The 26,091-nt window shown below is 66.7% G+C and carries 21 protein-coding genes; 14 read left to right on the top strand and 7 right to left on the bottom strand.

The window, feature by feature from the left end:
• The 13 genes from RYM47_RS13595 to RYM47_RS13535 form a co-directional block, all read left to right on the top strand.
• The coding region (locus RYM47_RS13595) for a chemotaxis protein CheW (RefSeq protein WP_315388599.1) at nt 1-565 on the top strand (565 nt) is incomplete at its 5' end.
• Between the two features lie 74 nt (nt 566-639).
• A complete protein-coding gene (locus RYM47_RS13590; protein ID WP_315388598.1) occupies nt 640-948 on the top strand; it encodes an STAS domain-containing protein in 309 nt (102 codons plus the stop codon).
• Complete coding sequence (locus RYM47_RS13585; protein ID WP_005409521.1) at nt 945-1,310, top strand: response regulator; 366 nt, start codon at nt 945-947, stop codon at nt 1,308-1,310. Before RYM47_RS13590 ends, RYM47_RS13585 begins: the two co-directional genes overlap by 4 nt.
• A gap of 45 nt (nt 1,311-1,355) precedes the next feature.
• Entirely contained in the window at nt 1,356-3,341 is a 1,986-nt protein-coding gene (locus RYM47_RS13580; protein WP_315388597.1) for a chemotaxis protein CheA, read from the top strand.
• 324 nt (nt 3,342-3,665) lie between these two features.
• Complete coding sequence (locus RYM47_RS13575) at nt 3,666-5,903, top strand: methyl-accepting chemotaxis protein (protein ID WP_315388596.1); 2,238 nt, start codon at nt 3,666-3,668, stop codon at nt 5,901-5,903.
• Nucleotides 5,904-6,062: 159 nt separating this feature from the next.
• Nucleotides 6,063-6,839, top strand: coding sequence for a flagellar regulator YcgR PilZN domain-containing protein (locus RYM47_RS13570; RefSeq protein ID WP_315388595.1), 777 nt, complete (start codon nt 6,063-6,065; stop codon nt 6,837-6,839).
• A 124-nt stretch (nt 6,840-6,963) separates the two neighbouring features.
• Nucleotides 6,964-7,455 carry a chemotaxis protein CheW gene (locus RYM47_RS13565; protein WP_315388594.1) on the top strand — a complete coding sequence of 164 codons (492 nt, stop codon included), beginning with the start codon at nt 6,964-6,966 and terminating at the stop codon, nt 7,453-7,455.
• Between the two features lie 118 nt (nt 7,456-7,573).
• Entirely contained in the window at nt 7,574-7,957 is a 384-nt protein-coding gene (locus tag RYM47_RS13560; RefSeq protein ID WP_315388593.1) for a hypothetical protein, read from the top strand.
• A 94-nt stretch (nt 7,958-8,051) separates the two neighbouring features.
• Nucleotides 8,052-10,418, top strand: coding sequence for a methyl-accepting chemotaxis protein (locus RYM47_RS13555; protein WP_315388592.1), 2,367 nt, complete (start codon nt 8,052-8,054; stop codon nt 10,416-10,418).
• Nucleotides 10,419-10,601: 183 nt separating this feature from the next.
• Entirely contained in the window at nt 10,602-12,854 is a 2,253-nt protein-coding gene (locus RYM47_RS13550) for a methyl-accepting chemotaxis protein (RefSeq protein WP_315388591.1), read from the top strand.
• Between the two features lie 59 nt (nt 12,855-12,913).
• Nucleotides 12,914-13,780: a CheR family methyltransferase gene (locus tag RYM47_RS13545; protein WP_315388590.1), complete on the top strand. Its 867-nt coding sequence runs from the start codon at nt 12,914-12,916 to the stop codon at nt 13,778-13,780.
• Entirely contained in the window at nt 13,777-14,373 is a 597-nt protein-coding gene (cheD, locus tag RYM47_RS13540; RefSeq protein WP_315388589.1) for a chemoreceptor glutamine deamidase CheD, read from the top strand. The genes RYM47_RS13545 and cheD overlap by 4 nt, the downstream gene beginning before the upstream one ends.
• On the top strand, nt 14,370-15,437 hold the full coding sequence (locus tag RYM47_RS13535; RefSeq protein ID WP_315388588.1) for a chemotaxis response regulator protein-glutamate methylesterase: 1,068 nt from the start codon (nt 14,370-14,372) through the stop codon (nt 15,435-15,437). The genes cheD and RYM47_RS13535 overlap by 4 nt, the downstream gene beginning before the upstream one ends.
• 244 nt (nt 15,438-15,681) lie before the next feature.
• Here the strand turns inward: RYM47_RS13535 and RYM47_RS13530 are convergent, their stop codons facing one another.
• The 6 genes from RYM47_RS13530 to RYM47_RS13505 form a co-directional block, all read right to left on the bottom strand.
• Nucleotides 15,682-16,569 (bottom strand): amidohydrolase family protein, encoded by an 888-nt coding sequence (locus tag RYM47_RS13530; RefSeq protein WP_315388587.1) that lies wholly within the window; start codon nt 16,567-16,569, stop codon nt 15,682-15,684.
• Nucleotides 16,569-17,591 (bottom strand): amidohydrolase family protein, encoded by a 1,023-nt coding sequence (locus RYM47_RS13525; protein ID WP_315388586.1) that lies wholly within the window; start codon nt 17,589-17,591, stop codon nt 16,569-16,571. The genes RYM47_RS13530 and RYM47_RS13525 overlap by 1 nt, the downstream gene beginning before the upstream one ends.
• A 22-nt stretch (nt 17,592-17,613) precedes the next feature.
• Nucleotides 17,614-18,894 carry a carbohydrate porin gene (locus RYM47_RS13520; RefSeq protein ID WP_315388585.1) on the bottom strand — a complete coding sequence of 427 codons (1,281 nt, stop codon included), beginning with the start codon at nt 18,892-18,894 and terminating at the stop codon, nt 17,614-17,616.
• A gap of 79 nt (nt 18,895-18,973) precedes the next feature.
• Nucleotides 18,974-20,287 (bottom strand): C4-dicarboxylate transporter DctA, encoded by a 1,314-nt coding sequence (dctA, locus tag RYM47_RS13515; RefSeq protein ID WP_315388584.1) that lies wholly within the window; start codon nt 20,285-20,287, stop codon nt 18,974-18,976.
• A gap of 59 nt (nt 20,288-20,346) precedes the next feature.
• The gene (locus RYM47_RS13510) at nt 20,347-21,402 is read right to left on the bottom strand and encodes a 4-oxalomesaconate tautomerase (RefSeq protein ID WP_315388583.1); all 1,056 of its coding nucleotides are present in this window, start codon (nt 21,400-21,402) and stop codon (nt 20,347-20,349) included.
• Nucleotides 21,395-22,066 (bottom strand): 4-carboxy-4-hydroxy-2-oxoadipate aldolase/oxaloacetate decarboxylase, encoded by a 672-nt coding sequence (locus tag RYM47_RS13505; RefSeq protein WP_315388582.1) that lies wholly within the window; start codon nt 22,064-22,066, stop codon nt 21,395-21,397. Before RYM47_RS13505 ends, RYM47_RS13510 begins: the two co-directional genes overlap by 8 nt.
• 100 nt (nt 22,067-22,166) lie before the next feature.
• Between RYM47_RS13505 and RYM47_RS13500 the strand changes: the two genes are divergently transcribed.
• A complete protein-coding gene (locus tag RYM47_RS13500) occupies nt 22,167-23,435 on the top strand; it encodes a LysR family transcriptional regulator (RefSeq protein WP_315388581.1) in 1,269 nt (422 codons plus the stop codon).
• Nucleotides 23,436-23,492: 57 nt separating this feature from the next.
• Here RYM47_RS13500 and acnB read toward each other — a convergent pair whose 3' ends face one another.
• Complete coding sequence (gene acnB, locus RYM47_RS13495; protein ID WP_315388580.1) at nt 23,493-26,084, bottom strand: bifunctional aconitate hydratase 2/2-methylisocitrate dehydratase; 2,592 nt, start codon at nt 26,082-26,084, stop codon at nt 23,493-23,495.
• Nucleotides 26,085-26,091 lie beyond the last annotated feature (7 nt).

Raw genomic sequence — 26,091 nt, 5'->3', positions numbered from 1 at the left:
GCCTGCGCCCGCGCCGCAGCCGGTCGCCCGGCCCGTCGCTGCGGCGCCGACGGCGTCGTCCGGACGCCCGAGCAGCTGGCAGGAGCTGCAGGCCCAGGCCCGCAACCCGGCGTCCAGCCCGCGTGGCGACCGCCGCGCCAGTGAGCGCATGTCGCGCTGGCTGCGCCTGCGTTGCGGTGTACAGGCCTATGCGCTGGAACTGTTGAAGGTCCAGGAAGTGGTGCTGCCGGTACCGCTGCTGCCGCTGCGCGGCACGCCGTCGGCCATGCTCGGCATCATGAACCTGCGTGGCCAGGTGGTGCCAGTGATGGACTTGGGCATCCACCTCGGTGCCGGTCCGGCCCAGGACGACGCCAACACCCGCATCGTGGTGCTGGAGGAAAACGGCGAAACCATGGGCCTGCGCGTTTCGGCCGTGGAAGACGTGGCGAACCTGACCGATTCGCAGATCGAACCGCCGGACACCGCCCGCATCTGCCAGATCTCCAACGACCTGTTCCGCGGTGTCGCCCGGGTCACCGCCCAGCCGATGATCCTGCTGGATGCCACGCAGCTGTTGAATTGACGGCCATCACGCACCCCTAAAGGTTCCTGAAAGCCAGCCGTTATAGACCTAGGAACCGTTTGTCCGGAGCAACGATGAGCACTGTGGCCCTGGGTGATGATCTCGGAATCGAGAGCAGCACCGAGCTCAAAACACGCCTGGCCCCCTTGGTGGACCAGGGCGGCGACCTGACGCTGGACGCCAGCCAGGTCGGCCGTATCCATACCGCGTCGGTGCAGGTCCTGTGCGCATTCGTCGAAGCCCGCCGCCAGGCCGGCAACCCGACCGCATTCGAAGGCAGCACCGCCACTTTCCGCGACGCCGCGCGACTGCTCGGCGTCACCCAGGCCCTCGGCCTGGATGCAACCCATGACAACCTGAAATCTGTGGAGAACGCGGCATGAGCGCACGTATCTTGGTGGTGGACGATTCGGCGTCGATGCGCCAGATGGTGTCCTTCGCCCTCACCTCGGCCGGTTTTGCCGTCGAAGAAGCTGAAGACGGCGCGGTCGCGCTCGGTCGTGCCAAGGGCCAGCGCTTCAATGCGGTGGTCACCGACGTCAACATGCCGAACATGGACGGCATCGCGCTGATCCGCGAACTGCGCCAGCTGCCGGACTACAAGTTCACCCCGCTGCTGATGCTGACCACCGAATCGGCCGCCGACAAGAAGTCCGAAGGCAAGGCCGCCGGCGCCACCGGTTGGCTGGTCAAGCCGTTCAATCCCGAACAGCTGGTCGCCACCGTGCAGAAAGTGCTGGGCTGATCGCCCGCCACCGCTCCCCCTCTTCGCTTCCGGACCACCACTGCCATGAGCATGGACCTGCAACGCTTCCACGCCACCTTCTTCGAGGAGAGCCGCGAAGGCCTCGACGCGATGGAGGCTGGCCTGCTGGCCCTGGAATCGGGGCAGCAGGACGCGGAGATCATCAATTCGGTGTTCCGCGCTGCCCACTCGATCAAGGGCGGCGCCGGCACCTTCGGCTTCGACGCGATCGCCGGCCTGACCCATGTGCTGGAAACGCTGCTCGATGAGCTGCGTGCCGGCAAGCGGGCACTTGAAGGCCACGCCGTCGATGCCATGCTGTCCTCGGTGGACGTGCTGCGCGCCCTGCTGCGCGAAGCCGAACACGGCCAGGCTGCCGATCCGGCTGCGGTCGCTGCGGTGAAGGCGCGCCTGGAAGCGGTCCTTTCCGGCCAGACCGCACCCAGCACCCCCGCTGCCGTCGCGGCCAAGGTGGACGACACGCCGGAAGCCTGGCAGATCGGCTTTACCCCGGCGCCGTCGCTGTTCATGAGCGGCAACGATCCGCTGCGCATCATCCGCGAGCTGGAACACCTCGGCTCGCTGCAGGTGGCCGCGCGCATGGAACGCCTGCCCGGCTTCGCCCAGCTCGACCCGCTGGAGGCCCACCTGGCGTGGGACCTGGGCCTGGTCGGCAAGGTGCCGCGCAGCAAGATCGAAGACACCTTCGCCTGGGTGCTGGACGACTGCGAGCTGGACATCCGTCCGGCCGCGCCACCGAGCCTGGCCACCGAGGCACCTGCTACACCCGCCCCTTCCATACCGGCTGCCGTTGTACCGGCGGCACCTGCCGCCGCTGCCAGCAGCGGTGGCGGCCAGGAAGCCGAAACCTCGATCCGCGTCAGCGTCGACAAGGTCGATGCGCTGATCAACCTGGTCGGCGAACTGGTCATCACCCAGGCCATGCTCAAGCAGGTCTCGCACGCACTCGACCCGGTGCACGCCGAGCAGCTGTTCGCCGGCCTGGACCTGCTCGAACGCAATACCCGCGACCTGCAGGAAGCCGTGATCGGCGTGCGCATGCTGCCGGTGGATGCGGTGTTCCGCCGCTTCCCGCGCCTGGTCCGCGACCTTTCCACGCGCCTGGGCAAGCACGTGCGCCTGCGCACGATTGGTGAAGGCACCGAACTGGACAAGGGCCTGATCGAAAAGATCGCCGACCCGCTGGTCCACCTGGTCCGCAACTCGATCGACCACGGCCTGGAAATGCCCGACGTCCGCCGCGAGGCCGGCAAGGACGAAACCGGCACGATTACATTGGCCGCATCGCACCAGGGCGGCCACATCGTGATCGAAGTCAGCGACGACGGCCGTGGCCTGAACCGCGACAAGATCCTGGCCAAGGCGCATGAGCGTGGCCTGGCCGTACCGGACAATCCGACCGACGCGCAGGTCTGGGACCTGATCTTCCAGCCCGGCTTCTCCACCGCCGACGCGGTCACCGACCTGTCCGGTCGTGGCGTGGGCATGGACGTGGTCCGCCGCAACATCCAGGCGCTGGGCGGCGAAGTCCAGCTGGAAAGCCGCACCGGCAACGGCACCCGTGTGCTGATCCGGTTGCCGCTGACCCTGGCCATCCTCGACGGCATGACCGTATCGGTGGCCGGCGAAACCGTGATCCTGCCGCTGGCCTATGTGCTGGAGGCGCTGCAGCCCAAGCCGGAGGATGTGCGTTCGATGGCGGGCGAAGGACGTGTGCTGCGCGTGCGGGGCGAGTACCTGCCGATCCTTTCGCTGAGCGAGTATTACGGGTTCGGCCGCCGCGTCGGCGATGATTCGCTGGTGGTGGTGGTCGAAGGCGATGGCCAGAAGATCGCGCTGGAAGTGGACGAACTGGTCGGCCAGCAGCAGGTAGTGGTGAAGAACATCGAGAACAACTACCGGCGTATTGGTGGGGTGTCCGGTGCGACCATCCTGGGCGATGGACGGGTGGCGTTGATCGTGGATATTGGCGGGTTGGTGCGGTCGTTGCGGGTGCCGCAGGCGGCGTAACCCGCGCTCAATTGCCGGTTGTCTGAAACGCCCTCGCGAATGCGGGGGCGTTTTGTTTTTCCCGCGCCGCTACCAAAAACCGTGACGCCCGTTTTTGCCATCTATCATCGCCACCCGCCATCCATCCGCCGCCGCATGGCGAAAGCCTTGCGGTTGCTTGCTTTCGCAACCATTACCCCTTCAGGAAAAATGTGAAATCGAACGCTCAAGTTCCGGGCAGGGCACGCCGTTATCCGCAGTAGCGATGACAGTTTCATTGCTGCCTGCCGCAGCGCTTCATCCCGCCCTGCGCGCATGCCCCCCGCCCTGCCCGGAGTCCCCAGCATGAAGTGGTTCCAGAATCTGCCCATCAGCCGCAAGCTCGCGGTCGGGTTTGCCCTCACCACCTTGATGACCATCGGGCTGGGCGTGTTCGCGCTGCTGCGCCTGAACAGCGTCAACGCCGAGCTCGGCGAGATGGCGAGCAACGATATTCCCTCGGTACAGCACCTGGGCGAAGTGCGCGCACAGCTGGGTGAATTCCGCACCTTCGAACTGGCGCAGCTCAGCATGCTCGACCAGCCGGACAAGGTCGCCGACTACAACACGCGCATGGACGCCACCGCCAAGACCGTCCGTGACGAACTCAACGCCTACGCCGAGCTGCCGGCCGGCGAGCAGGAGAAGGCGCTGTACCGCAAGGTCGCCGCCGACCTGGAGGTCTACTTCGCGGCGAACGCCGAACTGCGCGCCGCCGGTGCCGCCGGCGACGCCGTGCTGGCGCGTCAGATCTCGGACGAGAAGTCGCGCCCGGCCCGCCGCACCATGTTCGAGGACCTCAAGACGCTCGGTGCGTTCAGCAGCAGCCTGATGCAGGCCAAGATCGACGAGGCCAACGCCACCCACCGCAACAGCGTGATCGCCATCATCACGACGGTTTCGCTGCTCACCCTGCTGGCCATCGCCATGGGCGTGGTGATCGCGCGTGCCATCACCGGCCCGATCCGCCAGGCCATGCACGCAATCCAGTCGGTGGCCCGCGGCGACCTCTCGGTCAATATCGCCTCCAGCACCACTGCCGATGAAGCCGGTCGTATGCTCGCGGCCACCCGCGACATGACCCTGATGCTGCGCCGCTACTCCAGCGAAACCCAGCAGATGGTCGAAATGCACGCCGGCCCGGACATCAGCCACCGCATTCCGGAAGATTTCCCGGGCGTGTACGGCCAGCTCGCGGTCGGCGTGAATACGGTGATCTTCGAACACCTGGATTCCATCCGCGACGCGATCGACGTGCTCAACCAGTACGCCGCCGGCGACCTGTCGCGGGACGCCCGCCGCCTGCCCGGCACCCGCGCGATCCTGCACGAATCGATGGACGCGGCCAAGGCCAGCCTGCTCGCCATCAATACGCAGATCCAGGCCCTGGCCCAGTCCGCCGCCGCCGGCGACTTCAGCCAGCGCGGCGACGCGCAGCGTTTCGACCACGACTTCCGGGTCATGATCGAACACCTCAACACCATGATGGACGTGGCCGACGGCAACCTCTCGCAGTTGTCGCACCTGCTCCAGGCGATTGCCAACGGCGACCTCACCGCACGCATGCACGGTCAGTTCCACGGCGTGTTCGCCAGCATGCGCGACGACGCCAACACCACCGTCGCGCAGCTGACCCAGATCGTCAGCCGCATCCAGCATGCCTCCGGCAGCATCAGCACCGCCGCTGGCGAGATCGCCTCGGGCAACAACGACCTGTCGCGCCGTACCGAGCAGCAGGCCGCCAACCTGGAAGAAACCGCCGCCTCGATGGAGGAACTGACTTCCACCGTGCGCCAGAACGCCGAACACGCCCGCCAGGCCAACCAGCTCGCCATCGGCGCGCACTCGGTGGCATCGCAGGGCGGTGAGGTGGTCGGCAAGGTGGTCAGCACCATGCATGAGATCGACGCCTCCTCGCGCCGCATCGCCGACATCATCACCGTCATCGATGGCATCGCGTTCCAGACCAACATCCTGGCCCTGAACGCAGCCGTTGAAGCGGCCCGCGCCGGGGAACAGGGCCGCGGCTTTGCCGTGGTCGCCTCCGAAGTGCGCACGCTGGCCCAGCGCTCGGCCAGTGCGGCCAAGGAGATCAAGGGCCTGATCGACGAGTCGGTCGGCAAGGTCGCCGAAGGTTCGGCCCTGGTCAACCAGGCCGGCGCCACCATGGACGAGATCGTGGCCTCGGTGCAGCGCGTGACCGACATCATGGCCGAGATCTCGGCGGCCTCGCAGGAGCAGTCGGCCGGCATCGAGCAGGTCAACCAGACCGTCATGCAGATGGACGAAACCACCCAGCAGAATGCCGCACTGGTGGAAGAAGCCACCGCCGCCGCCCGCTCGATGGAAGAACAGGCCGGCCACCTCACCGATGCGGTCGCGCTGTTCAAGCTTGAAGGGCAGGTCGCACCGGCCGTGACGGCTGCCGCGCCGGCCGCACGCTCGCCCGCGTCGGTGCGGCCGCGTGCAGCAGCGGCTCCCACCCGCCGGGCGCCGCTGCGCGAACCGGCACTGGCCGGCGAAGGCGACTGGCAGGAGTTCTAAGCCTCCGCCTACGCGACAGCGCGCACGACACCCCGCTCCGGCGGGGTGTCGTGTTTACCGATGCACAGATTCACCCTACATTATTGTGATCTGCTGCCGATAAACGGACAGAGACCTGATTTCGCAAGAAATCTGTACCCGCCCAATGCAGCAGAGTCCATGTCCGAAGGCAGCCACGACGCACACAACGACGCCCCTGCCGTCCACGATGACGGTACGGATGATCGCTACCTGGTCCGCAATCCGCGGCAGATCCGCCAGCTGCTGCAGGCGCTGATCGACCAGCGCTCGCTGCTCACCGCGCACCTGGGCGGGCGCGACCAGTCGTTCCCCACCGCCATCCTCGAACTGGACGAAGACGACGACTACCTGCTGCTCGACGGCAGCCCCTCCGAACCGGCCAACCGCGCCGCCGAAGAGGCCGGTCACCTGCTCTGCTTCGCCCAGCTGGATCGGGTCATGGTCCGCTTCCGCCTGGACCACCTGGAACGCACCGGTGGCTACGGCCACGTCGCCTTCCGCGTGCCCTTCCCGACCGAGCTGGTACACCTGCAGCGGCGCGAGCTGTACCGCCTGGAAACCCCGGTCACCGACTCGCCGAACCTGCTGTTCCCGATCAACGAAGACCGCAGCGAAGCCCTGCACCTGCGCGTAGTGGACATCAGCGGCGGTGGCCTGGCCGTCACCGTACCGGTCAACTGCAACGCCTTCTCCATCCAGAAGCGTTACGACGCCCGCCTCGACATGCCCGAGACCGGCCCCCTGCAGGTCTCCCTGATCGTCTGCAACCAGCTCTCCCTCAAGCTCCCCAACGGCGTGGAGATGAAGCGCATCGGCATGCGTTTCGACGGCCTGCCCCGCGGCGGCGACAGCGCCATCCAGCGCTATATCTTCCGCATCGACCGCCAGCGCAGCGCCCGCAAGAACGGGGAATGACCCGCAGGTCCGGCCGCGGGCCGGACGCCGTTCGCGACACCCTCTAAAGTCGCCGCATCCCAGGCCGATACCAAGCGTGACGCCCCGGTTTTCCGACCGCCACGCCCGACCCAGGATTCCTTCCATGAACGACAACAACCCCAACGCCGCCAGCAGCGGTGGCGAGTACCTCAGCTTCACCCTCGGCGCCGAGCACTACGGCGTGGACATCCTCAAGGTCCAGGAAATCCGCGGCTACGACTCGGTCACCCGCGTCCCGGATGCGCCCGATTACATCAAGGGCGTGATCAACCTGCGCGGCACCATCGTCCCGGTCATCGACCTGCGCCTCAAGCTGCGCCTGGACGAAGCCCGCTACGACGCCTTCACCGTCATGATCGTGCTCAACGTCGACAACCGCGTGGTCGGCATCGTCGTCGACAGCGTCTCCGACGTCATCCCGCTCAACGCCGACCAGATCCGCCCCACCCCCGAATTCGGCGCCGCCGTCGACACCCGTTTCATCTCGGGCATCGGCACCCAGGACGACCGCATGCTGATCCTGCTCGACATCGAAACCCTGCTCGACAGCGCCGACATGGGCCAGTCCAACGTCGTCGAAGACGCTGCCGCCTGATCCGAGACAAAAAGTCCTTCAGTTCTGTCGCAGATGGCCGATAGCTGGAATCAGGAACCGGCGGCGCGGAACGTCCCAGCCCCGGACCACCATTCATAGTCCCCCGGAGAATTTCCCGATGAAGTCCCTGTTTGCCGTGTTCTCGGTTGCCGTCCTGGCCGCTTCCGCCTCGTCCGCCTTCGCCCAGTCCGCCGAAATGATCCCGCCGGAGCTGGCACCGCGCTCGGTCGGCAAGGACGGCATGGTCTGCGGCAAGGTCGAAAAGGCCCGCTACGCCGAAGGCTCCGAAGGCCAGCCGACCTTCCTGTACATGGGCGGCGCGTTCCCGCGCCACACCTTCTCGGCCCGCATCGCCGGCGCCAACCGCGGCAAGTTCAGCTTCCCGCTGGAAACCCTGGAAGGCAAGACCGTGTGCGTGATCGGCAAGATCGCCCGCGACGCCTCGCGCGCTGAAATCGAAGTCAGCTCGCCGGCCGGCCTGAAGCTCGCCAACATCAAGTAATCGACCCATGCCCCGCCACGCCGGCCCGCGCCGGCGTGGCTGCTGCAACCGGGCCTGAGACCCGGGCGCGTCTGCCACAGGAGAGTGCACCACCATGCAATGGATCAAGAACCTCAAACTGATGCCGAAGTTGATGCTGACTTTTGGTGTCATCCTGCTGGTGATGCTGCTGCAGGGCGTGGTCGCCTATCGCGGCCTGCACTCCCTCAACAACGTGACCACCGAACTGGCCGGCAACCGGATGGAAAGCATCCGCATGGCCGGCGAAATGCGTGGCATGCTCGGTGAATACCGCAACTCGGCCTACCAGGGCCTGATCCGCGCCAGCGACGACGTCAAGGCCGAAGCCAAGACGCGCGCCAAGGACCTGCGCGGCAACATCGACGCCTCGATCAAGAAGTATCCCGCGCTGATCGACAGCCCCCAGCAGAAGAAGCTGTTCGACGCCTTCGCCAAGGACTGGACCGACTCGCTCGCCTCCTACGACGCCGTCACCGAAATGCTCGAGCTCGACCTGCCGGACGATGCGATCGACACCTTCGTCGGCGAAACCCGCATGAAGCACCTCAAGGCGGCCACCGCGCTTGAGACCCTGATTGCCGAAGACAACCGCCTCGCCCGCGCCTCGCGCGAAGAGGCCGAATCGACCTACGCCACCTCGGCCACCCTGACCGTCATCGCCCTGCTCGGCGGCGCCGCGCTCGGCCTGGTGCTGGTCTACCTGTTCGCCCGCTCGCTGGTCGGCGCCGTCCGTGGCGCGGTCTCGGTCTCCAACGACGTGGCTGGCGGCAAGCTCGATGGCCATATCGACGTCAGCCGCCAGGACGAAGTCGGCGAACTGATGCAGGCCATGCAGCGCATGCAGCGCGACCTGCGCGAACGCACCGAAACCGAGCAGGCCGTGGCCCGCGAGAACCTGCGCATCCGTACCGCGCTGGATTACAGCTCCACCGGCGTGTACCTGACCGACAACAACCTCAACATCGTCTACGCCAACCGCGCCCTGGAACAGACCCTGTCCCAGTACCAAGACGAGCTGCGTACCAGCCTGCCGGACTTCGACGCCAGCACCAGCCTGGTCGGCCGCCCGCTGACCGTGCTCGAGCACCGTGGCGAAATGGACGCCAACCTGCTGGCCAACCTCAAGCAGCACGGCGTCGCCCGCCGCGCCATGCAGTTCGGTGACGCCCAGTTCGCCCAGGTCGTCTCCACCATCCGCAACGAGGAAGGCGAGAGCGTCGGCCACGTGGTCGAATGGCGCGACCGCACCCCCGAAGCGCTGGTCGAAGCCGAAGTGGCCCGCGTCATCGCCCAGGCTGCCGCCGGCGACCTGTCCGGCCGCATCAGCGCCGAAGGCAAGGATGGCTTCTTCCTGCAGCTGGCCCAGCAGATCAACGGCCTGCTCGACGCCAACGCCTCGAGCATCGAACAGATCTCCGGCCTGCTCACCGCGCTGTCGCAGGGCGACCTGACCGTGCGCATGCACGGCGAGTTCGAAGGCGTGTTCGCCACCATGCGCGACGACGCCAACGCCACCGCCGAACAGCTCAGCGGCATCGTCACCAAAATCAAACACTCCAGCCAGGCGATCAGCACGGCCGCCAGCGAAATCGCCAGCGGCAACAGCGACCTGTCGCGCCGTACCGAACAGCAGGCTGCCAACCTGGAAGAAACCGCGGCCTCGATGGAGGAACTGACCTCCACCGTCCGCCAGAACGCCGAACACGCCCGCCAGGCCAACCAGCTCGCCATTGGCGCACACACCGTGGCCTCGCAGGGCGGCGACGTGGTCGGCCAGGTGGTCACCACCATGAGCGCGATCCAGACCTCGTCCAAGAAGATCGCCGAAATCATCTCGGTGATCGACGGCATCGCCTTCCAGACCAACATCCTGGCGCTGAACGCCGCGGTGGAAGCGGCGCGTGCCGGCGAACAGGGCCGCGGCTTCGCCGTGGTCGCCTCCGAAGTGCGCACCCTGGCCCAGCGCTCGGCAGGCGCCGCCAAGGAGATCAAGGGCCTGATCGACGACTCGGTCGGCAAGGTCAACGACGGCTCCGCCCTGGTCCACAAGGCCGGCGCCACCATGGGCGAGATCGTCGCCTCGGTGCAGCGCGTCACCGACATCATGGCCGAGATCTCCGCCGCGTCGCAGGAACAGTCGGCCGGCATCGAACAGGTCAACCAGACCGTGGTGCAGATGGACGAAACCACCCAGCAGAACGCCGCGCTGGTGGAAGAAGCCACCGCTGCCGCCCGCGCCATGGAAGAACAGGCCGGCCACCTCAGCGACGCCGTCTCGATCTTCCGTCTCGACGAGCGTGAGGTGCTGGCGCCCGCACCGGTGGCTGCACCCGCACCGCGCGTTGCCACCCGCCCGGTGGTTGCCGCTGCTCCGGCACGCAAGCCGGCCAGCCGTGCGGTTGCTGCCGAACTGGCCGAAGGCGACTGGCAGGAGTTCTAAGCGCTACGCCCTCGCGCCGCACGCAACAGACCAGGCCCCGATGCGCACGCATCGGGGCCTTTTTACATCCCAGGCTGAATGCGCTCAGCTCGCACGACTCAACCCGACGCGTCTGCGGCCGATAACTCCTTTGCCGTCACCTGTACGTCGACGGCATGCCCCCGCAGCAGAAGACCCGAATACATGAATCTCGCCAGCCGCTTCTCCAACCTTTCCGTCCGGGGCAAGCTCAACCTGCTCACCGCCCTGATCGCGCTCGGCGTGATCGTCCTCGCCATGATCGCGGCCCGCATCCAGTACTTGGACCTGGCCGACACGCGCAAGGAGAGCCTGAAGACCCAGGTCGAACTGACCTACGGCATCCTGGACCACTACAAGCGCCTGACCGACAGCGGCGAGCTGACCGAGGAAGCGGCCAAAAGCGCGGCCCTGCAGGCCCTGCACAGCATGCGCGGCGACAACGACGCGGCCTACTACAACGTGCTGGCCACCGACTACACCCTGCTGATGCACCCGTTCGCGCCCGACCGCGTCGGCAAGGTGCAGAAAGACTACGTTTCCAAGGACGGCGTGCCGTTGTACCGGCAGCAGGTGGACCTGGCAAAGCAGAGCGGCGGCTTCACCTACTACGCCACCACCAAGCCCGGCAACGGCGACGCGCTGATCGAGAAGGCGACCTACGCCGGCATGTATGCGCCGTGGCAGTGGGTGGTCACCAGCGGCGTGTACATGGACGACGTGCAGTCCGACGCGCTGGCCTTCACCGGCATCATGGCCGGCAGTGGCGGCGCCGTGGTGCTCCTGGTGCTGGCCCTGAGCTGGCTGATCGGCAACCGCATCACCGGCCCGCTGCGCCAGGCCACCAGCGTCGCTGAGAGCATCGCGCGCGGCAAGCTGGACAGCCGCATCGGTGTGCAGGCGCAGGACGAACCGGGCCGCCTGCTGGAAAGCATGGGCCGCATGCAGCAGCAGCTGCACGCGGTGATCGGTGCCCAGCGCGAGATGGCCAGCCAGCACGACGCCGGCCAGACCGGCTACCGCATGGACGAAGCCGCCTTCCCGGGCGAGTACGGCCTGATGGTGCATGAAACCAACACCCTGGTCGGCGCGCACGTGCAGACCATGCAGGACGTGCTCGCCGTGGTCCAGCGCTACGCCGTGGGCGACCTCAGCGCCGACATCGCCCGCTACCCCGGCGACAAGGCCGCGATCAGCACCACTGTCGATGCGGTCAAGCACAACCTGGCCAGTATCAATGCCGAAATCAAGCGTCTCGGCGCAGCCGCGGCCGCTGGCGACTTCAGCCAGCGCGGCGACGCCGCGCGCTTCGACCACGACTTCGCGCAGATGATCGCCAGCCTCAACGCGATGATGCAGGTCAGCGACGACAACCTGGGCAAGCTCTCGCAGCTGCTTTCGGCGATTGCCGAAGGCGACCTCACCGCGCGCATGCACGGCGACTACCAGGGCGTGTTCGCGACCATGCGCGACGACGCCAACGCCACCGTCGCACAGCTGACCCAGATCGTCGGCCAGATCCAGGAAGCGGCCGGCAACATCAACCTGGCCGCCGGCGAGATCGCCACCGGCAACAGCGACCTGTCGCGCCGTACCGAACAGCAGGCCGCCAACCTGGAAGAAACCGCCGCCTCGATGGAGGAACTGACCTCCACCGTGCGCCAGAACGCCGAGCATGCCCGCCAGGCCAACCAGCTCGCCATCGGCGCGCACAGCGTGGCCTCGCAGGGCGGCGAAGTGGTCGGCCAGGTGGTCACCACCATGAGCGCGATCGAAGCCAGCTCCAAGCGGATTGCCGAAATCATCTCGGTGATCGACGGCATCGCTTTCCAGACCAACATCCTGGCGCTGAATGCCGCCGTGGAAGCGGCGCGTGCCGGCGAACAGGGCCGCGGCTTCGCCGTGGTCGCCTCCGAAGTGCGCACCCTGGCCCAGCGCTCGGCAGGCGCCGCCAAGGAGATCAAGGGCCTGATCGACGACTCGGTCGGCAAGGTCAACGACGGCTCCGCCCTGGTCCACAAGGCCGGCGCCACCATGGGCGAGATCGTCGCCTCGGTGCAGCGCGTCACCGACATCATGGCCGAGATCTCCGCCGCGTCGCAGGAACAGTCGGCCGGCATCGAACAGGTCAACCAGACCGTGGTGCAGATGGACGAGACCACCCAGCAGAACGCCGCGCTGGTGGAGGAAGCCACCGCCGCCGCCCGCGCCATGGAAGAGCAGGCAACCCAGCTGGCCGACGCCGTCTCGATCTTCCGCCTCGACAACCAGGTCGCCAACGCGGTCAGCGCAGTAGCCGCTCGCGTCGCACCGCCTGCACCACTGCGCAGCGTGAAGCCGGCAGCCGCCAAGCCGCCCTCCATCGTGCGCACCCCGCGCAGCACCCCGGCCGACGACAGCAACTGGCAGGAATTCTGACGTCGTAGAGCGGAGCCCTGCTCCGCTCCCCACCGCCCCCCATCCTCCCGAGTGCGCCCGTGACCACGCCTACCGCTCCTGCCACCACCAGCACGCCAAACGGTCGCGAATTCGAGTTCGCCGACCGCGACTTCCGCCGGATCTGCGACCTGATCTACCAGCGTGTCGGCATCTCGCTCGCCCCGGCCAAGCGCGACATGGTCTACGGCCGCCTCTCGCGACGTTTGCGCGCGCTGGGCCTGCGCAGTTTCCAGGAGTACCTGGACCAGTTGGAAAAGCACGGCGGCGATGAGTGGCAGGCCTTCACCAACGCGCTGACCACCAACCTCACCGCATTCTTCCGCGAACCGCACCACTTCGAAAAGCTCGACACCGAACTGCGCGCGCGCACCGGCCACGGCACGCTGCAACTGTGGTCGTGTGCCGCCTCCACCGGTGAAGAGCCCTACTCCATGGCGATCACCGCCTGTGAAGCGTTCGGCACCCTGAAGCCGCCGGTACGGATCCTGGCCACCGACGTGGACACCCAGGTGCTGGCCACCGCCAGCAAGGGCGTCTACACCATCGACCGCGTCTCCGGCCTCGATCCCGCGATCAAGAAGCGCTACTTCCAACGTGGCAGCGGCCCCAACGAAGGCCAGTGCCGCGTGCACCCGGCCCTGCGCGAGCTGATCGACTTCCGCCCGCTCAACCTGCTGGCGCCGCGCTACGACGTCGGCGGCCCGTTCGACGCCCTGTTCTGCCGCAACGTGATGATCTATTTCGACAAACCCACCCAGCGCGGCATCCTCTCGCGGCTGATCCAGCACATGGGCGACGACGGCCTGCTCTATACCGGGCATTCGGAAAACTACCTGCACGCCGCCGACCTGATCCAGCCGTGCGGCCGTACCCTGTACAAGCGCGCTCCCGGAGCCCCGGCATGAACCTCGCCGCCCGCACCGACGATGTCATGCGCTACTACGACAGTCGCTTCAAGGTGACCGCCGCCAAGCTGCTGCCCACCCAGTACCTGGTGGTCGATGACGAAACCGCGCTCACCACCACCCTGGGCTCGTGCGTGGCCGCGTGCCTGCGCGACCCGGTACTCAAGATCGGTGGCATGAACCACTTCCTGCTGCCCGAGGGCAACGTCGGCGACGGTGCACCGGCGCGCTACGGCAGCTACGCGATGGAACTGCTGATCAACGACCTTCTCAAGCGCGGCGCACACCGCAAGCGCCTGGAAGCCAAGGTATTCGGCGGCGCCAACGTGCTCAAGGGTTTCACCAGCAATCCGGTCGGAACCCGCAATGCCGAGTTCGTCCGCCAGTACCTGCAGGCCGAACACATCCCGGTGCTGGCTGAAGACCTGTGCGGCATCCACCCGCGCAAGGTGTGGTTCTTCGCCGACACCGGCCGCGTGGTCGTGCAGCGCCTGCCGCATGCGCACGAAGCCGAAGTGGCCGCGACCGAGTCGGCCGTGCGTGCGCGCCTGTCGCGTGCCCCGGTCACCGGCGGCGTGGAGCTGTTCGAATGATCAGTGGTTCGCCTGTACGCGTCCTGATCGTGGACGACTCCGCCGTGGTGCGGCAGATGTTGAGCGAGATCCTCGCCAGCGATCCCGGCATCGAAGTGGTCGGCACCGCCGCCGATCCGCTGCTGGCACGCGAGAAGATCAAGCGCCTGGCGCCGGACGTGATCACCCTGGACGTGGAAATGCCGCGCATGGACGGGCTGGCATTCCTGGAAAACCTGATGCGCCTGCATCCGTTGCCGGTGGTCATGATTTCATCGCTGACCGAGCGCGGCGCCGACACCACCCTGCAGGCGCTGGCACTGGGCGCGGTGGATTTCATCTCCAAGCCGAAGCTCGACGTCGCGCGTGGCCTGCAGGGCTATGCCGAAGAGATCATCGCCAAGGTCAAGATGGCCGCACGCTCGCGTGTGCGCACCCTCGCGCGCCCGATCGCCCCGCGTGTGACCCTGGACGCCGTAGCGCCCTCGCCCACGCGCTCCATCCAGTTCCGTACCACCGACCGTCTGATCGCCATTGGTGCATCGGCCGGTGGCACCGAAGCGCTGCGGGTGGTGCTGGAAGGCATGCCCGCCGATGCACCGGCGGTGGTGCTGACCCAGCACCTGCCCGCCACCTTCAGCACCGCCTTCGCCGAACGCCTGGACCGCCATTCGGCAATGTCCGTGCGCGAAGCCAGCGACGGCGAGGCCGTGCTCGCCGGCCACGCTTATCTGCCGCCGGGCGGCAAGCACCTGCGCGTTATCCGTGACGGTGCGCGCTGGCGGTGCCGCATCGACGACGGCCCGGCCGTGAACCGGCACAAGCCGGCGGTGGACGTGCTGTTCCGCTCCGTGGCGGAAAGCGCCGGCGCCAACGCCATCGGCGTCATCCTCACCGGTATGGGCGACGACGGCGCACGCGGCCTGCTTGAACTGAAGAACGTCGGCGCCCCCACCCTGGTCCAGGACGAAGCCACCAGCGTGGTCTGGGGCATGCCGGGTGCCGCGTTCAAGCTGGGCGCGGCGGAAGAGCAGGTCCCGCTGGAGCGGATCGCCGAACGTCTGATGGCGCTGGCGCGGGGCTGATGAAACGAAATGGCAGGGACTGGTAGGGTCGGTTCCCAAACGACCGCCGATCGCGGCTCCGGGTTCATTGACGCATGGGCCCCGAACGGAACCGCCTTCGGCACGTTCGCTCCGTTACAGGCCCATGCCCCAATGAACCGATCACCACCCCAGCGGTGGATGCTCCTCCGCATCCTGCGGCCGCACCACTTGTGCATCCATGCACGGCGTCGATTGGGATGCGACCCTACCGCCGCCCTCCTGGCTATTCCCAATACAACCGCATCGGGTTGGCTACCAGCAGCTTGTGCTGCAACTCTCCTGTCACCGCAATCCGTGGAATGACATCCACCAGCGTCCCGTCATCGGGCATGTGCGACTTCAGGTTCGGGTGCGGCCAGTCCGTGCCCCACAACACCCGCTCCGGGAACTGCTCGACCAGGTACCTGGCGAACGGCACCACGTCGTCGTAGTCCGGCGGACCAGACTGCGACAGCCGCTCCGGGCAACTGACCTTGGTCCACACGTTGGGGTGCTCGCGCATCAAGCGCACGAACCGCTGGAACTCCGGGCCCTCCACCGGCTGGGTCACATCCGGACGCCCCATATGGTCCACCACCACCGTAGTTGGCAGCGACGTGAAGAAGTCCCAGCGCTCGGCCAGGTCCGCCGCCTCGAAGTAGACCACCACGTGCCAGCTCAGCGGCGCGATCCGCTCGATGATGGCGTGGTAGTACGCATCCGGCTTCGGATCCACCAGCCGCTTCACGAAGTTGAAGCGCACGCCACGGACACCGGCTTCATGCAACCCGCGCAACTCCGCGTCGGTCACCGTGTCGCGCACCGTCGCCACGCCCCGCGCCCGTCCATCCGAACTGCGCAGCGCATCCACCAGCGCGCTGTTGTCGGCACCATGGCAGGTCGCCTGCACGATCACGTTGCGGCTGAAGCCCAGGTGGTCGCGCAGCGCGAACAACTGCTCCTTGCCCGCATCGCACGGCGTGTACTTGCGCTCCGGTGCATACGGGAACCGGTCGCCCGGGCCGAACACATGGCAGTGCGCGTCCACCGCACCCGGCGGCGGCACGAACGTCGGCCGGCTGGCGTTCGAACAGAAGTCCAGCCAGTCCGCATCTTTCACGAAGTCGCTCATTACAGGCCTCTCGCCTTCAGTTGTGCGTCCAGCCGCGGGTACACGCGCCGCGCATTGCCCGACAGCACCCTGGCGCGATCGTCGGCCGACAACCCCAGCGCCTCCACATAGCGCAGCGTGTCATCGAAGAACTGTCCCGTCTCCGGGTCGATCCCTCGCACCGCCCCCACCATCTCGGAGCCAAACAGGATGTTGTCGATGTCGATCACTTTGAACAGCAGGTCGATACCCGGCTGATGGTATACGCAGGTGTCGAAGAACACGTTCTTCATCACGTGTTCGTTCAGCGGCGGCTTGTCCAGCATGTCCGCCAACCCACGGAAGCGGCCCCAGTGGTACGGCACCGCACCGCCCCCATGCGGGATGATGAAGCGCAGCGTCGGGAAGTCACGGAACAGATCGCCCTGCAGGAACGGCATGAACGCGGTGGTGTCAGCATTAAGGTAGTGCGCGCCGGTGGCATGGAAGTTCGCATTGCAGCTGCCCGACACGTGCACCATCGCCGGCACGTCCAGCTCCACCATCTTCTCGAAGAACGGATACCAGGCGCGGTCGGTCAGCGGCAGCCCGGTCCAGTGCCCACCGGACGGATCCGGATTGAGGTTGCAGCCGACGAAACCCAGCTCGTTCACGCAGCGCTCCAGCTCCGCGATCGAATGGGCGATCGGCACGCCAGGCGACTGCGGCAGCTGGCACACGCCGATGAAGGTCTCCGGGTACAGCCGCACCACCCGCGCGATCAGGTCGTTGCAGCGTCGCGTCCATTCCGCGCTGACCGCCTCGTCGCCGATGTGATGGGCCATGGTGCTGGCACGCGGCGAGAAGATGGTCATGTCCGCGCCGCGTTCACGCAGCAGGCGCAGCTGGTTGGCTTCAACGCTTTCGCGCAGTTCGTCGTCGCTGATCTCCGGGTAGACCGGCGCAGGCAGGATTGGGTCGTTGAAGTGCGCCACCTGCGCCTTGCGGAACGCGTCGTGGCTGGCAGGAGCGGTGGTGTAGTGACCGTGGCAGTCGATGATCATGGGAGGCCTCGTGGGGGAGGAATTACCAGCCGAACAGCTGGGCGAAATGGACGTCCACGCGCAGGCCGACGATCAGCGCATCGGGAATGTCGGTGGTCCGCGTGGGCGCGTAAATCGGGTCGGGGTTGACCACGTACTGCAGGTTCGGCATCAGCCGGATGCCTTTGTGTACGGCCCAGCCGTAACTGAGCTCGGCGATGATTTCATCGGCATTGGGCGCCCCGGTACCGCCACTGCGCGCGCGTCGGTCGCGCAGGAAGCCGATCTGCTGATCGCTGAAGTGCGTGTTGGAGACGAACATCGCCAACGTATCCTGGTCGCGGCCGGCAAACGTGCCGGTCTTGACGAACCCGGCGGAGACGAACTGGTCCACGGGCGCTTCGTTGCCGGTGTTGACGTACGCCCGGGCGAACAGCGCCAGGTTGCGCTTGCCCTCACCGCGCCACACGGTCTGGTCGGCCATGCCGAACCAGCCGGCGCGCGCGCCCTCCTGCATCGCTGTGGGGCGGCCGGTCAGCGCGGCCGAGTTGCCATTGGCATCGTAATACGGGCTCTTGCCGCCGTCGCTGTTGCGGTACATGCCCAACCGGAACGCGCGCGGCAGACGGTCATTGGCGAAGCTGGTCTGGTACCCGACCTCATAGGCGGTGATGGTGCCGGTGCCCTCGCCCACCGAGAAGTCCAGCCCGTTCTTGCCGGCCTTGTTCAACTCGTTGTTGTAGTCGAACGCGCCGCCCTGCACATACCAGCGATCATTGACGTCGTAGCGCAGGATGCCGGCCCAGGAGGAATTCGGGTAGGCGGTGATGCCGAGGTCGGTGATCGCGCCATACGGGGTCAGGCACATCGCATTGCTCATGAACACGCAGTTGAGCGGCGAATTGTTGAAGTAACTGTTCACCGGAGCGCGGCCGGCGGTGATGCTCAGGCCATTGTCGAAGCGATGGCGCACGGTCAGCCGGGTCAGGCGCCCGCCGGCCACCGGCCGCCAGGTCTGCTGTGCACTGATCGAGTTGCCGATCTTCTCGCGGGCCAGGTTGCGCCCTGCAAACCAGGCCCACTGCGCGTCGACGTCGGTGTTGTGCACGCCGAACAGGGCGTCCAGGTCGAACTTTGACTGCGCCATGATCCAGTAGGAGCCTTCGGTCCCCTGCTCGACCCCGCCTACCGGGTTGGAGGCGACGTTGCCGACGAAATCCAGGGTCAGGTCGACGCCCTTCGGCAGCGTGCCTTGGGCGGCCGCAGGTGCGGCCAGTGCAGCGCTCAACAACAGCGCAAGCGTGGTGTGGTGAATGGTGGACATGATCTCTCCCTCCCCGGTGCCGTAGCACCGGGTTCAATGCACTCTCAGGTGGCGCCGCCCGCATGCGGCGGAGCGTCGGTCAGGCTTCGCGGACGCCCAGGTGGCGCAGGCGGGCACGGCGGGTACCGATCTGTTCGGCCATCACCTTCTCGTCCAGCTTGCCTTCCCACTTGGCGATCACCAGCACCGCGATCGCGTTGCCCACCAGGTTCACGAAGGTCAGCCCTTCGGCCAGGATGCGGTGAATGCCCAGGATCAGCGCGATGCTGGCCACCGGGATGGTGCCGGTGGTGCCCAGCGTGGCGGCCAGTACCACGAACGCCGCGCCGGCGACGCCTGCCGCGCCCTTGGAGGTGAGCAGCAGCACCGCGATCAACCCCAGCTGATGCCACACGGTCAGCTCGGTGTTGGTAGCTTGTGCCAGGAACAGTGCGACCGTGGTCAGGTACAGGCAGGTGCCGTCCAGGTTGAACGAATACCCGGCCGGAATGACGAAGCCCACCACGCTCTCTTCGCAGCCCAGCTTCTTCATTTTCTCGATCAGGCGCGGCAGCACCGTTTCGGTCGAGGTGGTGGCCGCCACGATCACGATCTCATCGCGCAGGTAGGCCAGCAGGCGCCACAGGCTGGCACCGGTCCACCAGCACACCGTACCCAGCACCAGCACGGTGAAGGCTGCACAGACCACGAAGAACTCGATGATCAACTCGCCCAGTGACAGCAGCGACCCGGCCCCGAACTGGCCCACCGTGAAGGCGATGGCGCCGAATGCACCGATCGGCGCGAAGTACATGATGTAGCCGATGATCTTGAACAACGCACTGGACGTGCCTTCGATCACCTTCATCACCGGCGCGCCGCGCTCGCCTACCGAGGCCAGCGCCACACCGAACAGCACCGCCACGAACAGCACCTGCAGCACGTGCGCTTCGGTGAACGCGCTGACCAGCGTGTTGGGAATGATCGCCATGACGTAGGCCACGATCGACTGGTCATGTGCGGTATGCACATAGCCCTGGATGCTGGCCATGTCGATGGTGGCGGGGTCGATGTTCATGCCGGCGCCCGGCTGCCACAGATCGACCGCGACCAGGCCGACGATCAACGCCAGTATGGTGATCACCTCGAAGTAGATCAGCGACTTCAGTGCCAGGCGGCCGACGCTGCGCATGTCGCGCATGCCGGCGATGCCATGCACTACCGTCACGAAGATGATCGGCCCGATCATCATCCGGATCAGCTTGATGAAGGCATCACCAAACGGCTTCATCGCCGAACCCCAGTCCGGCTGCAGCCAGCCCAGCACCACGCCGATCACGGTGCCGGCCAGCACCTGGAACCACAATTGGCCGAATACGCCGAAGCGGCCCTGCCGCTTCTCAACTACTGTCATGACAACCCTCCCAGGTCACAAGAATAAGGACGGTGCGCCTATTCAGTCGAACGCGAGGTTCAACCGAACAGCACCCCGTCAAAGAGCTTTCGCGCGGTACGCAGGATCGCCGCAGCGGTTACCTGCCCCGCCGCATCCCGCTCCAGCACACAGCCGGTGCTGCCGCTGGGGTGTTCGATATCCAGCTGCAGCGGGCTGCCCTCCGCCACGGTAGCCAGACCGCTGGCCGGCGACCCGGGCAACAGGCAGGCGGTCGCGACAGTCACCGCTCCCAGTACGCCGATGGAGGCATGGCAGCGGTGCGGAATGAACGAGCGCACGCAGATCGCGCCGCCATTGCGCGGGGCGGCCACCAGCATCATTTTCGGTACCGACTGCGTGGTGAGATCGCCGAGGTTCATCAGCGGACCGACCTGCAGGCGGATCGCCTCCAGACGCGCCTTGAGTGCATCGTCAGCATCGAGCGTTGCACGGTCTTCGTAACCGCTCACGCCCACGTCGCTGGCCCGCAGCACCACGCAGGGCATGCCGTTGTCGATCAAGGTCACCTGCACCCCGTCAATGACATCGCAGGCATTTCCCGTAGGCAGCAGCGCGCCGCAGCTGGAGCCGGCGATATCGGCAAACGTCAGCGGGATTGGTGCGGCCGTACCCGGCACCCCGTCGATCCGCGCTGGACCGTCATAGCGCACCGTGCCGCCGGGGGTCTGCACCTGTGCGGTGGCCACCTTGCCGGTGTTGACCATGAAGATCCGCACCTCGGTGGAATGCTCCCCCGCCTCGACAAGACCACGCTCGATCGCGAACGGCCCGACCCCGGCCAGCAGGTTGCCGCAGTTCTGCGCATCGCTGACCACGGCTTCATCGACGAAAACCTGCAAAAACAGGTAGTCGACATCCGCATCGGGGCGGCTGGACGCAGATACCACCGCAACCTTCGAGGTCAACGGATCCGCGCCGCCCATGCCATCGATCTGGCGCGGGTCCGGCGAGCCGAAGGCACGCAACAGGAACGCATCACGCTCGGCGGGTGTCGGCGGCAGCGCGTCGGCCAGGAAGTACCCGCCCTTGGAGGTACCACCGCGCATCCACATCGCGCGCACGCCGTCATTCATAGCGCAGGCCCTTGGCCGCCAGGCGCTCGCGCATGGCGTAGATGTCCAGGCCCAGCTCGCCCTTGGCCAGGCGCTCGCGCTTGTCAGCTTCGCGGTCTTCGCGGGCCTGGGCCTCCGTCGCGACGCGCGCCGCCTCGGCACGCGGAACGATGCACACGCCGTCGTCGTCGGCAATCACCACGTCACCGGGGTGCACCAGGGCGCCGCCGCAGACCACCGGCACGTTCACCGAGCCCAGGGTTTCCTTCACCGTGCCCTGCGCATGGATCGCCCGGCTCCAGACCGGAAAACCCATCGCGGTCAGGTCGCGGACGTCGCGTACACCGGCGTCGATCACCAGACCCTGGCAGCCGCGCACCTGCGCGGACGTGGCCAGCAGGTCGCCGAAATAGCCATCGGTGCAGTCGCTGGTCGGCGCCACCACCAGCACATCGCCCTCGCGCAGCTGCTCGATGGCCACATGCATCATCCAGTTGTCGCCCGGCGGCACCGACACGGTGATGGCGCTGCCTGCAATGCGGGCGCCGTTGTAGATCGGGCGAAGCCGTGGGTGCAGCAGGCCGCTGCGGCCCTGGGCCTCGTGCGCGGTGGCAACACCGGCGTGGGCGAGGAGCTGGATTGCGCCGACAGCGGCGCGTTCGACACGGGTGACGACGCGGGACATCCATCCATCCTTCAATGACGATGATGCAGTCTTGTCCGCGAGCGCCCACCCCTCAAGATCGATTTCCGCAACAGCCATTTGGTTTGGTTATAGTTGATCCATGAACCGCGCTCTCGAGTTGAACCTGAAGCACCTGCACGCACTGGTCGCGGTGCATCGCCACGGCGGTATCAGTGCCGCTGCGCCACAGGTAAATCTGTCGCAGCCCGCGTTGACCCAGGCCATCGCGCGGCTGGAGACCCAGCTCGACGCCACGCTGTTCGACCGCCAGCCCGGCGGCATGGCGCCCACCGAAGCGGCCGAGCTGCTGGTGCCACGCATCGAGCGGGCACTGGGCTACATCGCCGATGGGGTACGCGTGGCACGCCGCGCGCACCGCCTGCCCGCGCTGCCGGCGGTGGAGCGGCGGGTAACACTGGGCCAGCTGCGGGCGCTGGTTGCCGTGGATGCGGCGGGCAGTTTCACGCTCGCAGCGGCGCGCTCTGGCATTTCACAACCGGCGATCTACCGTGCCGTTCACGAGCTGGGCACGGCCATCGAGACCCCGCTGACCGAACGCCATGGCAAGACCGTACAGACCACTCCGGCGGCCACACGCATGCTTCGACTGGTGCGGCTGGCCTTGTCCGAACTTGCTGCGGGCATCGATGAAGTGGCGCTGCTGCGCTCCGAACAAGGCGGCCGTGTCACGTTGGGCGTCATGCCGCTGGCACGCGCCATCCTGCTGCCGCAGGTACTGGCGCGCTTCGCACGCGCCCACCCCGGCGCATCGGTGAACGTCATTGAAGGACCGTATGCGGAACTGCTCGGCGACCTGCGGGCCGGCAGCCTGGACCTGTTGATCGGCGCCATGCGCGACAGCCTGCCGGTGCGCGACATCGCGCAGGAAGGGTTGTTCGACGACGAACCGGTGATCGTGGCACGCACCGACCATCCGCTGGCAGGCGCCACCTCACCCGCGTTCGAACAGCTGCTGGCCTACCCGTGGGTGATCGCCGCCACCGGCGCACCGGTACGCGCCCGCTGGGAACGCATGTTCCGCCAGCACGGACACGAACCGCCGCGGCTGCGCATCGAATGCGGCTCGGTGCTGATCACCCGCGGCCTGCTGCTGGAAGACGACTGGCTCACCCTGATGTCGCGCGACCAGTTCGTGATCGAACGCCGCGCCGGCCTGCTCTGCGAAATCGGCAGCGCCGGCGACGAAATGCGCCGCCGGATCGGCCTCACCACGCGCGCGGACTGGCACCCCACCCGGCTGCAGCAGGCCTTTGTCGACACCTTCCGTGCGGTCTGTGCAGAACGGAGCAACGACAGCGACACCACATGGCCATTCCGCCATCCGGACCCGAAAACGTCCATGCAATAAAAAACCCCCGGCTCGCACCGGGGGTTTTTCATTCAACACATCAACCGATCACGAAACTCAGGCGGCGACCGTCTTGGCCACGTCCTGGTATTCCTCGATCTGGTCGAAGTTCATGTAGCGGTAGATCTCCGCGCCGCTCTTGGCGATCACGCCCACATCGGCCATGTACTCTTCCTTGGTCGGGATGCGGCCCAGGCGCGAGCAGATCGCGGCCAGTTCGGCCGAACCCAGGTACACGTTGGTGTTGCGGCCCAGGCGGTTCGGGAAGTTGCGGGTCGAGGTCGACATCGCGGTGGAGCCTTCGCGGATCTGCGCCTGGTTGCCCATGCACAGCGAGCAGCCCGGCATTTCCATGCGTGCGCCGGTGGCGCCGAAGGTGCCGTACACGCCTTCCTTGGTCAGCTCCGAAGCATCCATCTTGGTCGGCGGGGCCACCCACAGGCGGGTCGGCAGGTCACGCTTGCCTTCCAGCAGCTTGGCAGCCGCACGGAAGTGACCGATGTTGGTCATGCACGAACCGATGAACACTTCGTCGATCTTGGCACCGGCCACTTCGGACAGGGTCTTCACGTCGTCCGGGTCGTTCGGGCAGGCCACGATCGGCTCGTGGATGTCGGCCAGGTCGATCTCGATGACGGCGGCGTACTCGGCGTCGGCATCCGGCTCAAGCAGTTCCGGGTTGGCCAGCCACGCTTCCATCTTCTCGATACGGCGCTGCAGCGAACGCGGATCCTGATAGCCCTCGGCAATCATCCACTTCAGCAGCGTGATGTTGCTGGTCAGGTACTCGATGATCGGTTCCTTGTTCAGGCGCACCGAGCAACCGGCGGCCGAACGCTCGGCCGACGCGTCGGACAGTTCGAACGCCTGTTCGACCTTCAGCTCCGGCAGGCCTTCGATTTCCAGGATACGGCCGGAGAAGATGTTCTTCTTGCCAGCCTTGGCCACGGTCAGCAGGCCCGACTTGATCGCGTACAGCGGAATCGCGTTGACCAGGTCACGCAGGGTCACGCCCGGCTGCATCTTGCCCTTGAAGCGCACCAGCACCGACTCCGGCATGTCCAGCGGCATCACGCCGGTGGCAGCAGCGAAGGCGACCAGGCCCGAACCGGCCGGGAACGAAATGCCCACCGGGAAACGGGTGTGCGAGTCACCGCCGGTACCGACGGTGTCCGGCAGCAGCATGCGGTTGAGCCAGCTGTGGATCACGCCGTCGCCCGGGCGCAGCGAGACGCCGCCACGGGTGGAGATGAACTCCGGCAGGGTGTGGTGGGTCTTCACGTCCACCGGCTTCGGATAGGCGGCGGTGTGGCAGAACGACTGCATCACCAGGTCGGCCGAGAAGCCCAGGCAGGCCAGGTCCTTCAGCTCGTCGCGGGTCATCGGGCCGGTGGTGTCCTGCGAGCCGACCGAGGTCATCTTCGGTTCGCAGTAGGTGCCCGGGCGCATGCCCTGGCCTTCCGGCAGGCCACAGGCGCGGCCGACCATCTTCTGCGCCAGCGAGAAGCCCTTGCCGGTGTCGACCGGCTGCACCGGCAGGCGGAACAGGTCGGTCGGGGCCAGGCCCAGCGCTTCGCGCGCCTTGCCGGTCAGGCCGCGGCCGATGATCAGCGGAATGCGGCCGCCGGCGCGCACTTCGTCGAACAGCACGTCGGACTTGACCTGGAACTCGGCGATCACTTCACCGTTCTTCAGCGCCTTGCCTTCGTACGGACGCAGCTCGACCACATCGCCGTGCTCCATCTTCGACACGTCCAGCTCGATCGGCAGTGCGCCGGCATCTTCCATGGTGTTGTAGAAGATCGGGGCGATCTTCGAACCCAGGCAGACGCCACCGGCACGCTTGTTCGGGATGAACGGAATGTCATCACCGGTCCACCACAGCACGCTGTTGGTGGCCGACTTGCGCGAGGAACCGGTACCGACCACGTCGCCCACGTAGGCAACCAGGTGGCCCTTGTCCTTCAGGTCGAGGATCTGCTGGATCGGGCCGCGCTTGCCGTCTTCTTCCGGGGTGAACGGCGCGTCGTCGCGCTTGTTCTTCAGCATCGCCAGGGCGTGCATCGGGATGTCCGGGCGGGTGGTCGCGTCCGGCGCCGGCGACAGGTCGTCGGTATTGGTTTCGCCCGGCACCTTGAACACGGTGACGGTCATGCTCGCGGCCACTTCCGGCTTGCTGGTGAACCACTCGGCATCGGCCCAGCTCTGCAGCACGGCCTGCGCGTTGGCGTTGCCTGCCTTTGCCTTTTCCTGCACGTCATGGAAGGCGTCGAACACCAGCAGGGTGTGCTTCAGCGCATCGGCGGCAATGGTGCCGACGCTGGCATCGTCCAGCAGCTGCACCAGCGGCGCGACGTTGTAACCGCCGAGCATGGTGCCCAGCAGTTCGGTGGCGCGCTCGCGCGAAATCAGCGCGTTGGTTTCGCTGCCGAAGGCGATCGCAGCCAGGTACGAGGCCTTGACCTTGGCGGCGTCATCCACGCCGGCCGGAACGCGGTGGGTCAGCAGCTCGACCAGGACGTCGGCTTCGCCGGCCGGCGGGTTCTTCAGCAGTTCGATGACGTCGGCCGTCTGCTGGGCGTTCAGCGGCAGCGGCGGGATGCCAAGCGCGGCGCGCTCGGCTACGTGGTGGCGGTAGGCTTCCAACATGACAACT

The organism is uncultured Stenotrophomonas sp. (assembly GCF_963519125.1).
Taxonomy (GTDB): Bacteria; Pseudomonadota; Gammaproteobacteria; order Xanthomonadales; family Xanthomonadaceae; genus Stenotrophomonas.
This window is presented reverse-complemented; position numbering and strand designations above follow the sequence as displayed.